At 72.5% G+C, this 12,669-nt stretch carries 13 protein-coding genes; 7 read left to right on the top strand and 6 right to left on the bottom strand.

Annotation, left to right across the window (positions count from 1 at the left end):
• Positions 1–306 (top strand): helix-turn-helix domain-containing protein (locus MPTA5024_RS42870; protein WP_198167527.1); only part of this gene is annotated, 306 nt, incomplete at its 5' end.
• Here MPTA5024_RS42870 and MPTA5024_RS32395 read toward each other — a convergent pair.
• Positions 267–1,001 carry a MerR family transcriptional regulator gene (locus tag MPTA5024_RS32395; RefSeq protein WP_036332062.1) on the bottom strand — a complete coding sequence of 245 codons (735 nt, stop codon included), beginning with the start codon at positions 999–1,001 and terminating at the stop codon, positions 267–269. The genes MPTA5024_RS42870 and MPTA5024_RS32395 overlap by 40 nt on opposite strands.
• A 120-nt stretch (positions 1,002–1,121) precedes the next feature.
• Between MPTA5024_RS32395 and MPTA5024_RS32390 the strand changes: the two genes are divergently transcribed.
• The 5 genes from MPTA5024_RS32390 to MPTA5024_RS32370 all read left to right on the top strand — a co-directional run bounded on the left by MPTA5024_RS32390 (position 1,122) and on the right by MPTA5024_RS32370 (position 6,547).
• Positions 1,122–2,081 carry an ABC transporter ATP-binding protein gene (locus tag MPTA5024_RS32390; RefSeq protein WP_084370181.1) on the top strand — a complete coding sequence of 320 codons (960 nt, stop codon included), beginning with the start codon at positions 1,122–1,124 and terminating at the stop codon, positions 2,079–2,081.
• Positions 2,078–3,049 carry an ABC transporter permease gene (locus tag MPTA5024_RS32385; protein ID WP_232326738.1) on the top strand — a complete coding sequence of 324 codons (972 nt, stop codon included), beginning with the start codon at positions 2,078–2,080 and terminating at the stop codon, positions 3,047–3,049. Before MPTA5024_RS32390 ends, MPTA5024_RS32385 begins: the two co-directional genes overlap by 4 nt.
• A 43-nt stretch (positions 3,050–3,092) precedes the next feature.
• On the top strand, positions 3,093–4,949 hold the full coding sequence (locus MPTA5024_RS32380; RefSeq protein ID WP_036331482.1) for an ATP-binding cassette domain-containing protein: 1,857 nt from the start codon (positions 3,093–3,095) through the stop codon (positions 4,947–4,949).
• A gap of 55 nt (positions 4,950–5,004) precedes the next feature.
• A complete protein-coding gene (locus MPTA5024_RS32375; protein ID WP_036331480.1) occupies positions 5,005–5,709 on the top strand; it encodes a TetR/AcrR family transcriptional regulator in 705 nt (234 codons plus the stop codon).
• Between the two features lie 82 nt (positions 5,710–5,791).
• A complete protein-coding gene (locus tag MPTA5024_RS32370) occupies positions 5,792–6,547 on the top strand; it encodes an SDR family oxidoreductase (protein ID WP_036331477.1) in 756 nt (251 codons plus the stop codon).
• Between the two features lie 124 nt (positions 6,548–6,671).
• Here MPTA5024_RS32370 and MPTA5024_RS32365 read toward each other — a convergent pair whose 3' ends face one another.
• Positions 6,672–7,076, bottom strand: a complete 405-nt coding sequence (locus MPTA5024_RS32365) for a hypothetical protein (protein ID WP_157099848.1) — start codon at positions 7,074–7,076, stop codon at positions 6,672–6,674.
• A 297-nt stretch (positions 7,077–7,373) separates the two neighbouring features.
• Between MPTA5024_RS32365 and MPTA5024_RS32360 the strand changes: the two genes are divergently transcribed.
• Positions 7,374–8,165, top strand: coding sequence for a class II aldolase/adducin family protein (locus MPTA5024_RS32360; protein ID WP_036331473.1), 792 nt, complete (start codon positions 7,374–7,376; stop codon positions 8,163–8,165).
• Between the two features lie 44 nt (positions 8,166–8,209).
• Here the strand turns inward: MPTA5024_RS32360 and MPTA5024_RS32355 are convergent, their stop codons facing one another.
• From MPTA5024_RS32355 to MPTA5024_RS32340, 4 genes are all read right to left on the bottom strand, one after another.
• Positions 8,210–9,610, bottom strand: coding sequence for a cellulose binding domain-containing protein (locus MPTA5024_RS32355; RefSeq protein ID WP_198167526.1), 1,401 nt, complete (start codon positions 9,608–9,610; stop codon positions 8,210–8,212).
• Positions 9,611–9,651: 41 nt separating this feature from the next.
• On the bottom strand, positions 9,652–10,920 hold the full coding sequence (locus MPTA5024_RS32350; RefSeq protein WP_232326737.1) for a beta-N-acetylhexosaminidase: 1,269 nt from the start codon (positions 10,918–10,920) through the stop codon (positions 9,652–9,654).
• 9 nt (positions 10,921–10,929) lie between these two features.
• Complete coding sequence (locus MPTA5024_RS32345; RefSeq protein ID WP_036331468.1) at positions 10,930–11,748, bottom strand: carbohydrate ABC transporter permease; 819 nt, start codon at positions 11,746–11,748, stop codon at positions 10,930–10,932.
• A partial coding sequence (locus MPTA5024_RS32340; RefSeq protein WP_198167525.1) for a carbohydrate ABC transporter permease occupies positions 11,745–12,669 on the bottom strand: 925 nt, incomplete at its 5' end. The genes MPTA5024_RS32345 and MPTA5024_RS32340, both read right to left, overlap by 4 nt.

The raw sequence follows: 12,669 nt of genomic DNA, 5'->3' as shown, positions 1-12,669 counted from the left end.
GCTGACCGACTGGTCGCACGTGTCGAGCCGCTTCGGCTCGGCCGCGTCCTGGCAGCAGTACGCCGGGCCGGGCGGCGCGACCCGCTCACGCCGCGCGAGCGCGAGGTGGCCGCGCTGGTCGCGCGGGCGCTGTCGAACCGGCAGATCGCGGACCGGCTGGTGCTGAGCGAGCGCACGGTGGAGAGCCACCTGCGCAACGTGCTGGCCAAGCTCGGCGTGTCCAACCGGACCGAGCTCGTCGCCCGCCTCCTGCGCCCGGGGCCGGGTCAGGACGGCGAGGCGGGGATCTCGTCGCCCGAGAGGTAGTGGTGGAGGACGCTCGCGCCCTCCAGCATGGCCGCCGCCCGCCGGGTCAGCTCGGCCTGGCGCTGGGCGATGGCCGCGCGGAGCGCGTCGCTGCTGCCCGTACGGCGCAGGCCGTCGAGGATCTGCCTGATCTGGGGCATCGGGTACCGGCCCTGCCGGAGCATGCTGATCATCCGCGCGTCCCGCAGCTCGGTGGGGCCGTACGACCGGTAGCCGGTGGCGGGGTCGCGGCGGGGGGTGAGGAGCCCGGCGGACTCCCAGACGCGCAGGGCTGATGCGCGCACGCCGAGGTGGGCGGCCATCTCGCCGATCCGCAGGGCCGGCCGCGGCGCGGCCGCGGCGTCCGGGGCCTGGACGGCGACCGACTCCAGCGCCTCCCCGGCGGCCCGGAGCGACAGCCGCTGGTCGTGCAGCGCCGCGTGGGCGGCGTCGACGAGCGCGAGCGCGCGGGGCACGTCCTCGGCGTGCACGGCCTGCATGACCCCCCGGCCCGTCTCCCAGCCGTACCCCCGGACCAGGACGCGATAGGTCAGCAGGGCCCGCCGGTGCCGACCGTCGAACGTGCGGTACCCGGCCGGGCTCCGCGGCGCCGGGGGCAGCACCCCCGCGTCCGCGTAGTTGCGGACCTGCTGGGCGGAGATGCCCGCCAGCCGGGCCAGGTCGACGGGCCGCAGCCCCGCCTTCTCCCGCGTCATCGTCACCGCCTCCGAGCGCTTCCACAGGGGAGTTGAAGGTTACCGCCTCCCGAACACGGTGGACGCGGGCGGAATCGGCGAAAAGTCTTCACTGGAAGGTTCAATGAGAGACTTGAACCCATGGATGTCGGCACGAACGACGAAACAGCGGAGGCGGACGACCGTCAACCGGTCATCGAGACCCGGGGCCTGCGGATGCGCTACGGGACGACCGACGTGCTGCGCGGGGTGGACCTGCGCGTGCGGCGGGGCGAGGTGGTGGCCCTCCTCGGCCCCAACGGGGCCGGCAAGACGACCACGATCGAGATACTCGAGGGGTTCCGCCGGCGTTCGGCGGGGGAGGTCCGGGTGCTGGGCGCCGACCCGGACCGCGGCGGCGAGGCGTGGCGGGCGCGGCTCGGCATCGTGCTGCAGTCGTGGCGCGACCACGGCAGGTGGCGGGTGCGCGAGCTGCTCGCCCACCTCGGCCGCTACTACACGCCGTACGGCACGGCGGGACGTCCCCGGCCGTACGACCCGGACGAGCTGACGGCGCTCGTCGGGCTGACCGAGCAGGCGGACACGGCGATCGCCAGGCTGTCCGGGGGCCAGCGGCGCAGGCTCGACGTGGCCGTGGGCCTGGTGGGCAGGCCCGACCTGCTGTTCCTCGACGAGCCCACGGTGGGCTTCGACCCCCGGGCCCGGCAGGAGTTCCACGCCCTCGTCCACCGGCTGTCCGGGCTGGAGGACACCACGATCCTGCTGACCACCCACGACCTCGACGAGGCCGAGCGGCTCGCCGGCCGGATCCTCATCCTGGTGGCCGGGCGCATCGTGGCGGACGGCACCGCCGCCGAACTGACCGCCCGGGTCGCCCGTACTGCGGAGGTCCGGTACACGCGGGACGGCGAGTCCCACACGCACGAGGTCGAGGACCCGACGGGCTTCGTCCGCGAGCTGTTCGCGCGGTACGGCGAGCGGATCGGCGACCTGGAGGTGCGCAGGCCGCGGCTGGAGGACGTCTACCTGGCCATGGTCCGCGAGTTCGAGTCGGGGCGGCGGACCGAGGCCCCCGGCGAGCTGGCGGAGGTGGCCGCGTGAGCGGGCGGATCGGCCGCGCCCCCGCGGTCGAGCCCAACGTCGGCCGCGCCCCCGCCGTCGAGCCCCACGAAGGAGGCGGCATGAGCGGCGCCCGCGCCGTCGAGTCCGCAACCGTGCGCGGCGCCCGCGCCGTCGCCCTGCGCGCGGGCCTGGAGCGCGGGCGCGTCGAGTTCCGCCAGAGCGTGACGAACGCCCAGGAGGTGTGGGGCGCGCTGTTCTTCCCCGCCGTCGCGCTGGTGGTGATGTACCTGCTGCGGAACTCCACGGTTCCCGGCACAAGGTTCTCGCTGGGCTCGCAGGCCGTCCCGGGCATCCTCGGGATGAACGTCGTGCTCAACGGCATGATGGCGCTCGCCATGGCGCTCACGATGGACCGGGAGGACGGCACGCTGCTGCGCGCCAGGGCCACCCCGAACGGCGTGGTGGGCTACCTGACCGGCAAGGTCGTCTCCCGGGCCGGGACGGCGCTCGCCGGCCTGCTCGTCCCGCTGGTCCCGGCGGCGTTCCTGTTCGACGGCCTCCGGCTCGGCGAGGCGTCGTCCTGGGTCACGCTGGCGTGGGTCACGGCGCTCGGCCTGGTCGCGCTGCTGCCGCTCGGCGCGGTCCTCGGCTCGCTCTTCGAGGGCGCGCAGAGCATGGGCGTGGTCACGCTGCCGGTGATGCTGCTGATGGCGATCTCCGGGGTGTTCTACCCCGTCACGGCGTTCCCGGGATGGCTGCAGGGTGTCGCCCAGGCCTTCCCGCTGTACTGGCTCGGCCTCGGGCTGCGCTCGGCGCTGCTGCCCGGCGACCTCGCCGCGGCGGAGATCGGCCACTCCTGGCGTCACCTGGAGACGGCCGGCGTCCTCGGCGCCTGGGCGCTGCTGGGCTTCGCGGTGGCGCCGGTGGTGCTGCGCCGCATGGCGCGGCGGGAGTCCGGCTCGCGGGTGGCTGCCCGGCGGGCCAGGGCCCTGCAGCGGCCGGTGTGACACTCCCCCGACCTCACCGACGCATCACGACAGGAAGGATCCCGTGGGTTCCCCAGCGAACGTCCCGCAGCTCGACGACCCCCGCGCATCGGACCACACCGCCGCGGACGGCCACGACCTCATCCAGATCCGCGGCGCCAGGGAGAACAACCTGACCGGCGTCTCGCTCGACATCCCCAAGCGGCGGCTCACCGTCTTCACCGGGGTCTCCGGATCGGGCAAGTCGTCGCTCGTCTTCGACACCGTCGCGGCCGAGTCGCGGCGGCTGATCGACGAGACGTACACCGCGTTCGTGCAGAACTTCATGCCGAGCCGCAGCCGCCCCGACGTCGACGCGCTGCGCAACCTGAGCGCAGCGATCATCGTCGACCAGGAGCGGATGGGGGCGAACGCCCGCTCCACGGTCGGCACCGCGACCGACGCCCACACGATGCTGCGGATCCTGTTCAGCCGGCTCGGGGTCCCGCACGCCGGCCCGCCGTACGCGTTCAGCTTCAACCGCGCCGAGGGCATGTGCCCCGAGTGCGAGGGGCTCGGCAGGGTCTCGGACATCGACGTGGACGCCCTGGTCGACCGGGAGCTGTCGCTGAACGAGGGGGCCGTCACCGTGCCCGGGTTCGGCGTGGACACCTGGCACTGGCAGTTGATCGCCCGCTCGGGCCTGTTCGACCCCGACCGAAAGCTGAAGGACTACGGCCCGGACGAGTGGGAGGACTTCCTCCACAAGCCGCCGACCAAGGTGCGGATCGGCTCCGGCAACGTCACCTTCGAGGGGCTCGTGGTCAAGGTCCGCCGGCTCTACCTGGCCAAGGACCGGGAGTCGATGCAGTCCGCGACGCGGGCGTTCGCCGACCGGGCCATCCGGCTCACCCGCTGCCCCGCCTGCGACGGCACGCGGCTGAACGAGGCCGCCCGGTCGGCCGTGGTCGCCGGCCGCACGATCACCGAGTGCTCGGCCATGCAGATCGACGACCTGGCCGCGTTCGTCCGCGGGATCGGCGACCGGTCGGTGGGGCCGGTCCTGGAGACCCTCCTGGAGACCCTCGACTCGCTGGTCGAGATCGGCCTCGGCGTGCTGACCGTGGTCACCGGCGTCGCCGGGTCGGGCAAGAGCTCGCTCATCCACGGGTACGTCGCCGGGAGGGAGGGCGTGGTGGTGGCCGACCAGTCACCCATCCGGGGCTCCCGCCGGAGCAACCCGGCCACCTACACCGGCCTGCTCGACCCCATCAGGGCCGAGTTCGCCCGGGCCAACGGGGTGAAGCCGGGCCTGTTCAGCGCCAACTCCGACGGCGCCTGCCCGGCCTGCAAGGGCATCGGCCTGATCTACACCGACCTCGCGATGATGGCCGAGGTGGCCTCGGTGTGCGAGGAGTGCGAGGGCAGGCGGTTCACCTCCGAGGTGCTGACCTACCGGCTGCGCGGGAAGAACATCAGCCAGGTCCTCGGCATGCCGGTGGCCGAGGCGCGGGAGTTCTTCGCCACCGGGCAGTCCCAGACCATCCTGGAGCGTCTGGCGGCGGTGGGCCTCGGCTACCTCACCCTCGGCCAGCCGCTCACCACGCTGTCGGGGGGCGAGCGGCAACGGCTCAAGCTCGCCGTGAACATGGCGAGGAACGGCACGACGTACGTCCTGGACGAGCCGACCACCGGCCTGCACCTCGCCGACGTCGACCAGCTCCTCGCCCTGCTCGACCGCCTGGTGGACGACGGCAACACCGTGATAGTCATCGAGCACCACCAGGCTGTGACGGCCCACGCGGACTGGATCGTCGACCTCGGCCCGGGGGCCGGCCACGACGGCGGCCGCGTGGTCTTCTCCGGCACCCCGGCCGACCTCGTGGAGACCGGAACCTCCCTCACCGCCCGGCACCTCCGGCGCTACACCGGCCGGTCGTAACGCCGATACGAACCAGAGGTAGCGCCGATTCGCATGCCGTGTTATCGTCGATAACGTGGACGTGAGAACGCGGATACTGGAGGCGGCCGCGGGGCTGCTCTCGCAGGCGCCCGAGGCCGACATCTCGACCCGGGCCGTCTGCGAGGCGGCCGGCGTGGGCGCGCCGGCGCTGTATCGGCAGTTCGGGGACAAGGAAGGGCTGTTGTCGGCCGTCGTCGACTACGGCTTCGAGCAGTACCTCTCGAGCAAGCGGGCGGCGCAGCCGTCTGACGACCCGGTGCGGGACCTGCGCGACGGATGGGACAACCACGTCGCCTTCGCCGTGGACAACCCGAACTACTACCGGCTGATGTGGTCGCCCGGCCTGTCCGCGCCGCCCGAGGCCGCGGCCGAGGCGCACCGGCTGCTGCTCGCCGTCCTGGAGCGGTGCGCGGCGGCCGGGCGCCTGCGGGTCTCGCCGGAGACGGCCGCCGACATGGTCATGTCGGCCAACTCGGGCGTCGCGCTGTCGTTGATCTCCCGGCCCGCGATCTACGCGGACCCCGAGTTCTCCACCCGGGTGCGCGACGCCGTCATCGACGCGGTCACCGTCCCGCCCACCGCGGCGGACGACGCCCCCGAGGACGGGCGTACGGCGGTCGCGGCGGCCACCCTCGGCGCGCTGCTGCGGGACCGCCCCCCGGCTGCACTCACCGAGGCGGAGACGGCCCTGCTGCGGGAGTGGCTGGGCCGGCTCTCCGACACCTCCACCCCCTCCTGATCTGGACATCCCCCACGGCACGGACGGCGCGCGGGCGCCGCCCGGCGGTACGGCACACCCGCGGAACGGAAAGGGCACCGATATGAGCACCACCACGCCGGAGACGACCACGAGGCGTGTCGCGATCGTCACGGGAGGTTCCCGGGGCATCGGCCGCGCCGTCGCCGAGCGCCTGGCCGCGGACGGCTACGCCGTCGTCGTCGGCTACAGCGGCCGCGCGGACGCCGCGGAGAAGGTCGTCGCCGCCGTCGGCGAGGCGGGCGGCGAGGGCGTCGCGGTCCAGGCCGACGTGGCCGACGAGCAGGCCGTGGCGCGGATGTTCGACCTCGCGGAGGAGCGGTTCGGGGGCGTCGACGTGGTCGTCAACGCCGCCGGCCGGATGGACCTGGCCCCCCTGGCCGACTACGACCTCGACGTCTTCGACCGCCTGATCCGCACCAACGTGCGCGGGACGTTCGTGATCGGACAGCAGGCCGTCCGGCGGCTGCGCCGGGGCGGCTCGATCGTCGCCTTCTCCTCCTCGGTCGTCGGGCTCGCCTTCCCGGGGTACGCGGCGTACGCGGCCAGCAAGGGCGCGGTCGAGTCCCTCACGCTGATCCTCGCCCGCGAGCTGCGGGGCCGGGACGTCACGGTCAACACGGTCGCTCCCGGCCCCACCGTCACCGAGCTGCTCCTGGAGGCCAACGACGAGGAGCGGCTCGCCCACCTCGCCGCCCAGCCGCCGTTGGAGCGCCTCGGCACGCCCGAGGACATCGCCGAGGTGGTCGCCTTCCTGGCGAGCCCCGCGGGCCACTGGGTGAACGGCCAGGTCCTCCGCGCCAACGGCGGCATCATCTGATCGGAGGCCGCCGCGGGGCCGAGCCCCGCGATCGGCCCCGAACATGGAGGAGGCCGCGCCCGCGCTGGGCGGCGGTCTCCTCACATGAGATGCCTCTAAGCCACGACGGCCGGACGCCGCCGCCTCACCGGCCGCCTTCGGCCGCCGTCGGGTCCCATCGGTCCATCAGGTCCCAGGCGGTGTGCATCGCGAGCTCCACGCAGCCCTCGGGGATGTGCTGATACATACCCGGGTCGTCGCCGAGCGCGATGATCGTGAAGAGGGCCTGCGCCGCCTCCTTGCTGAGATTGAAGGTCTTCATGAGGGACTGCCACGACATCGTGGTGACGTCCTTCGGGCTCAGCAGGCTCAGCACCTGGACGACCAGTCCCTTGGCCGTCGCGGGGTCGGCGGCCGGCTGCGCCGCCGCGGCGGGCGTGTTCCGTGTGATGGTGGGCCCTCCGCCCGCCGCCGGCGCCGCCACGGGGCCCGGGTCGTCGGCGGCGAGCGCGGCCGTCGGGGCCGCGAACGCGATGAATACGGTGGACAACGCTGTCAAGCCCATCCGGTTGAAGTGCGCCATTGTCAGCCTTTCCGCGACGTAGTGACGTATGCGATTACCGATATGGGAATACGGCCCTTCGCCCGCGACGGCCGGGACGCGCCACGCTTATGCAGTTTTGCCGCCCAGTTGACCTGGCGATCGTCGAGGCCGCCCGCACGGTGAGCCCGGGTGACCGGACGAAAATTCGGTTCCGCCGTGGACAGGGGACGTGCGGGCGGGCCAGGCTGGACGGGTAGATCCTCGTGGACTCCCCCGGTCCACCATGCGTCCCCTGGAGCAGCGATGAGCCTGTCCGATCTCCAGCCCGTCCCCGCCGACCGGCTCGCCTTCCGTACGCCCCCGGCGTTCGAGAACGCGGCCGACGAGCGGCGGCACCGCAAGGAGCGCCTGGCGGCGGCCCTGCGCCTGTTCGGCAGGTTCGGGTTCGAGGAGGGCGTGGCCGGACACATCACGGCCCGCGACCCCGAGCACACCGACCACTTCTGGGTGAACCCGTTCGGGATGTCGTTCAGGCAGATCAGGGTGAGCGACCTGATCCTGGTGAACCACGAGGGCCAGGTGGTGGACGGCCGTCACCACGTCAACCAGGCCGCGTTCGCCATCCACTCGATGGTCCACCAGGCCCGTCCCGACGTGGTGGCCGCGGCGCACTCCCACTCGGTGCACGGCAAGGCCCTGTCGTCGCTCGGCACGCTGCTGGAGCCGCTCACCCAGGATGCCTGCGCGTTCTACGAGGACCACGGCCTGTTCGACGACTACACCGGCGTGGTGGTGGAGACCGAGGAGGGCCGGCGGATCGCCCAGGCCCTCGGCTCGCACAAAGCTGTGATCCTGCGCAACCACGGGCTGCTGACCGTGGGCGACTCGGTCGAGGCCGCCGCCTGGTGGTTCATCACGATGGAGCGCAGCTGCCAGGCGCAGCTGCTCGCCAAGGCCGCTGGGCCGACGGTCCCGATCTCGCACGAGAACGCCAAGCTCACCCACGGCCAGATCGGCAACGACTTCGTCGGCTGGCTCAACTTCCAGCCGCTGCTCGACCAGATCCTGGCGAGCGACCCCGACCTGCTCGACTGAGGAGGGGCGGACCCGGAGTGTGCCCCGGGCCCGCCGTCCTCGGCTCACTGCATCGGGACGGTGTCCTTCCAGGTGGTCCCGGCCGTCCGGTACGCGTTCACCCGGGTGGTGACGTCACCGGGTGCCACCACCTCGTTCTTCGAGAAGTAGAAGTAGTCGATCTGCTCGGTGTACGACCGCGGGGTCGAGGCGCCGAGCAGGCCGCCGCCGATGAACCACAGGTTGAAGTTCACCGACTGCGGCGTCTCGGGGTAGTAGTCGCCGCCGTGCTCGGCGAACAGGACGCCGTCGATGTAGTACTTCACGCTGCCGTTCGCGACCTGCAGCACCAGGTCGTGCCAGCCGTTGTAGCTGGCCGTCTGCTCGTTGTGCACGTTGACCGCGAGCCAGGGCTCGTTGCGGTAGGTCTCCCAGGTCGTCGTGTACATGATCGGCCCCTGGGCGCCCCAGCCGCCGTTCGGGAGGTACTCGAAGTCCTGCTCGCTGTAGTTCGGGTCGAGGTCGTACGCCAGCGGGGTGATCGTGAAGAACGTCTCCACGATGTTGTCCCCGTCGGGCCCGCTGTCCGGCGCGTCGGAGAACTTCACCCGGGCCGCGTACGTGCCCTCGAAGAACTTGCGCTGGTGCAGGAACTCGGCCTGGGAGGTGCCGCCGGAGGTGCCGTCCGTGGCCGCCCGGAGCTGGAGGGCCTTGTTGCTCCCGCTCACCGCCGCGAAGCTGACGTTCGAGGCCGGCCAGCTCGCGCCGGGCACGCCCGGGCCGCCGCTGTTGGTGCGGACCGTCCAGTTGTGCGCGGTGATGGCCGGGTCGGACGACGTGCTGTAGGCGAAGTCGTCGAAGACGACCCCGCTGCCGCCCGGGCTGGTCGACGGCGAGGGGGACGGGGAGGGCGAGGGCGACGGGCCCCCGCCGGCGGGCGGGGTGCCCCAGACCAGGTTCCCGTTCTGGTAGACGGCCACCTTGTCCCAGTCGGCGTACGTCGTCCTGGCCGCGCCGAAGGAGTAGTCGTCGCTCTGGTTGAGCGTCTGCCAGTCGGAGCGGTAGAAGCGCAGCTGCATGTCGCCCGTCTGGGCGCCGGCCGCGAGGGTGCCGGAGGTGAAGCCGACCTCCAGGTAGCGGTCGGCGGTCGCGGTGCCCGGGGAGATCGTCCCGAAGGAGCCGGTGACCGTCGAGCAGGAGACCACCGCCCACGAGCAGGCGAAGCGGTACTGCTGCGACGCCGAGTCGGCCTTGAAGTAGTAACGGATCTTGACGCCCGACAGCGGCACGGCCGAGGCGCCGCCGTTGACCAGGTTGAACCACGGCTCGGCCTGGTCGGCCGTGGCCCCGGTGGCGCTGGTCTTGTACTGCAGGCGCAGCGACTGCGCCGCGTCGGCGGGAGGCGCCGCGACGAACGCGGCCACCAGGACGGCCGGCAGGCCGGCCCACAGCAGTTTCCTGGGCACGGTGGTTCCTTTCGTTGGGGGATGAGGAAACCGGGGAGTGGCTAGGGGATGACCGGTCCCTGCCTGACGCCGAGCCGCTCCAGGTGGGGGCCGAGCCTGCGCAGGAAGTCCGGGTAGTCGCCGGCCGTCCCCCACGCCACCTCGGAGAAGGCGCACAGCCGGGGGAAGGCCATGTACTCGACGTGCTCGGGCGTGGGCATGTACTCGGTCCACAGCTGGCACTGGACGCCGAGGATCCGGCCGGTCGCGCCCTCGGGCGCCGGGGGCGGCGCGAAGGCGTACGTGTCGGCGAGGGTGAGCATCCGGCCGTGCGGCCCGGGGGCGTCGGCCGGGTAGTCGAAGTAGGTGCTGGTGTGCGGCGCGAGCACGACGTCGAGGCCCTCCAGGGCGGCGCGGGGGCCGCTCTCGTCGTCGAGCCAGGTGATGGCCGTCGACCCGGGCGCGCCGTCGGGCTTCTCGTACCAGTGGACCGGCCGGCGTCCGCGGGAGGCGACGTGCTCGCCCAGCGTCGCGGTGAACCAGGCCCGCGCGGCGTCCGGGCCGGAGAGCCCGAGCTCGGCGATCCGCCGCAGCGCCGCCTCGCTGTGCTCCCACTCCGTGGGCGGGCACTCGTCGCCCCCGAGGTGGACGTACCGGCCGGGGAACAGGTCCATGACCTCGTCGAGCACGTCGCGGCAGAAGGCGATCGTGGCCTCCTCCAGGTTGAGTATGTGCTCGCTCACCCCCCACCCGTCCCAGACGGGCAGCCGGCGGGACGGCTGGTTGCCGAGCCAGGGATAGGCCGCGATCGCCGCCTGGGCGTGCCCGGGCACGTCGATCTCGGGGACGACCGTGACGAACCGGTCGGCGGCGTACGAGACGATCTCCCTGACGTCCTCCTGCGTGTAGTGCGCGCCGCTGACCTCGGTGAGCCGCGGATAGCGCTTGATCTCCAGGCGCCACCCCTGGTCGTCGGTCAGGTGCAGGTGCAGGGTGTTCAGGCGGTGGAGGGCGATCAGGTCGACGAGCCGCAGCACGAACTCCTTGGGCATGAAGTGCCGGGCGACGTCGAGCATCACCCCCCGCCAGGGGTGGGCGGGCCGGTCCTCGATCCGGCAGCAGGGCGCCTCGGGGCCGAGCCGCGCGAGCGTCTGGAGGGCGTAGTGGCGTCCCGCCGGACCGCCGGCCGTGACCTCGGCCCCCGTGGGGGTGACGTCGAGCCGGTAGCCCTCGGGGCCGAGGGACGGGTCGTCGGGCGCGTGCCGTACGAGGCCGTCGTGGAGCGTGACGGAACCCCCGAGCACGGCCATCTCACGTGGCCGCGGAATCATCACGTCAGGTCATCCCTTCACCGCGCCCACGATCATCCCGGAGGCGACGCGGCGCTGGAGGACGAGGAACACGAGCAGCACGGGAAGCATGAAGAGCGTGGCGGCGGCCATGGTGGCGCCCCAGTCCGTGCCGAAGACGTTGCTGAAGGTGGACAGCCAGATGGGCAGGGTCCGGTCCCCCTGGTCCTTGATGATGAGGGCGTTGGCGAAGGCGAACTCGTTCCAGGCCGTGATGAACCCGAACAGGGAGGTGGACATCAGGCCGGGCGCGAGCAGCGGCAGCACGACCCTCCGGAAGGCAGCGGCCCGGCCGCAGCCGTCCATCAGCGCCGCCTCCTCCAGCTCGGGCGGGATCGCCGCGATGAAGCCCCGCAGCGTCACGATCGTGAACGGCAGCGTGGTGACGAAGTAGACGAGGGTGAGGGTGGACAGCCGGTCGAGCATGTCGGCGTCGCGGGCGATGATGTACACCGGCACGAGCAGCGCCGACCAGGGCGCGGTCTGGGCCACGAACACCATGAGGATGAACCCGCGCCGCCCCCGCCAGCGCATCCGGGCCACCGCGAACGCCGCGAGCAGCGCCACGGCCAGCGCGAGCAGCACGGCGCTCACGGTGACGCTCAGGCTGTTGCGCCAGAACGTCCAGAACCCGGCGGCCCGTACGGCGGTGGCGAAGTGGTCGAGGGTCGGCCGGGCCGGCCAGAGGCTCGGGGTCTCGGACAGGATGTCGACGGTCGGCGTGAAGGCGGTCGCCGCCATCCAGTAGACCGGGAAGACCGACACCACCAGGACCGCGAGCGCCGCGAGGTTCAGCGTCACGCGCCTCATGCCTGCTCCCCCTCGTGTCGGAACATGCGCCGCAGGTGCACGACGAGGACGGCCAGCAGGATCAGCACGGTCAGCGTCGAGACGGCCGAGCCCAGGTCGTACTTGTGCAGGGACTGCGCGATCAGGAACGCGTGGACCGGCAGCGTGGTCGTGGCGTCGTCCGGGCCGCCCCGGCTGATCGCCCAGATCTGGGCGAAGCAGGTGAAGACCCAGATGATCTCCAGAGACGTGATCAGCCCGAACAGCGGGCGCAGGATGGGGAAGGTGACCCGGGCGAACACCTGCCGGGCGCTCGCCCCGTCGATCCTGGCCGCCTCGTACAGCTCGGCCGGGATGGTCGTCAGCCCGGCGTACAGCGTCAGCGCGGCGAACGGGACCGACTGCCACACCACGAGCGCCACGAGGATCGCGAACGTCGCCGTGCCGTCGGCGAACCACGTGTAGTCCTCGAACGAGCCGAGCCCGAGCCGGACGAGCAGCCAGTTCACCACGCCCAGCCGCGACTGGAAGAGCCACTGGAAGATCGTCGTCGCGGCCAGGACCGGGGTGGCCCAGGTGAGCACCATCCCGCTCATCACCGCGAGCCGCATCCGCCGCCCGAGGTGCGGCAGCATCAGCGCGACCCCGGTGCCGATCACCATGATCAGCCCGACGTTCACGGCCGTCCACACGAACGTCCGGCGGACCACGCTCCAGAACTCGGGGCCGCCCAGCACCTCCGCGTAGTTGGCCAGGCCGACGAACCGGGCCCCGCCGCGGATGAGCTCGCCCAGCCGGAAGTGCTGGACGGAGATCACCAGGCTGCGGGCGAACGGGTACACGAGCAGGCAGATGAAGCCCGCCACTGCGGGCGCGACCAGCAGGTACGGCCAGAGCGCCCCCGCCGCGCGGCGGGCCGCCGTACGGCGGGGCCGGGGGCCC

The organism is Microbispora sp. ATCC PTA-5024 (assembly GCF_000511135.2).
Lineage (GTDB): Bacteria > Actinomycetota > Actinomycetes > Streptosporangiales > Streptosporangiaceae > Microbispora > Microbispora corallina.
This window is presented reverse-complemented; position numbering and strand designations above follow the sequence as displayed.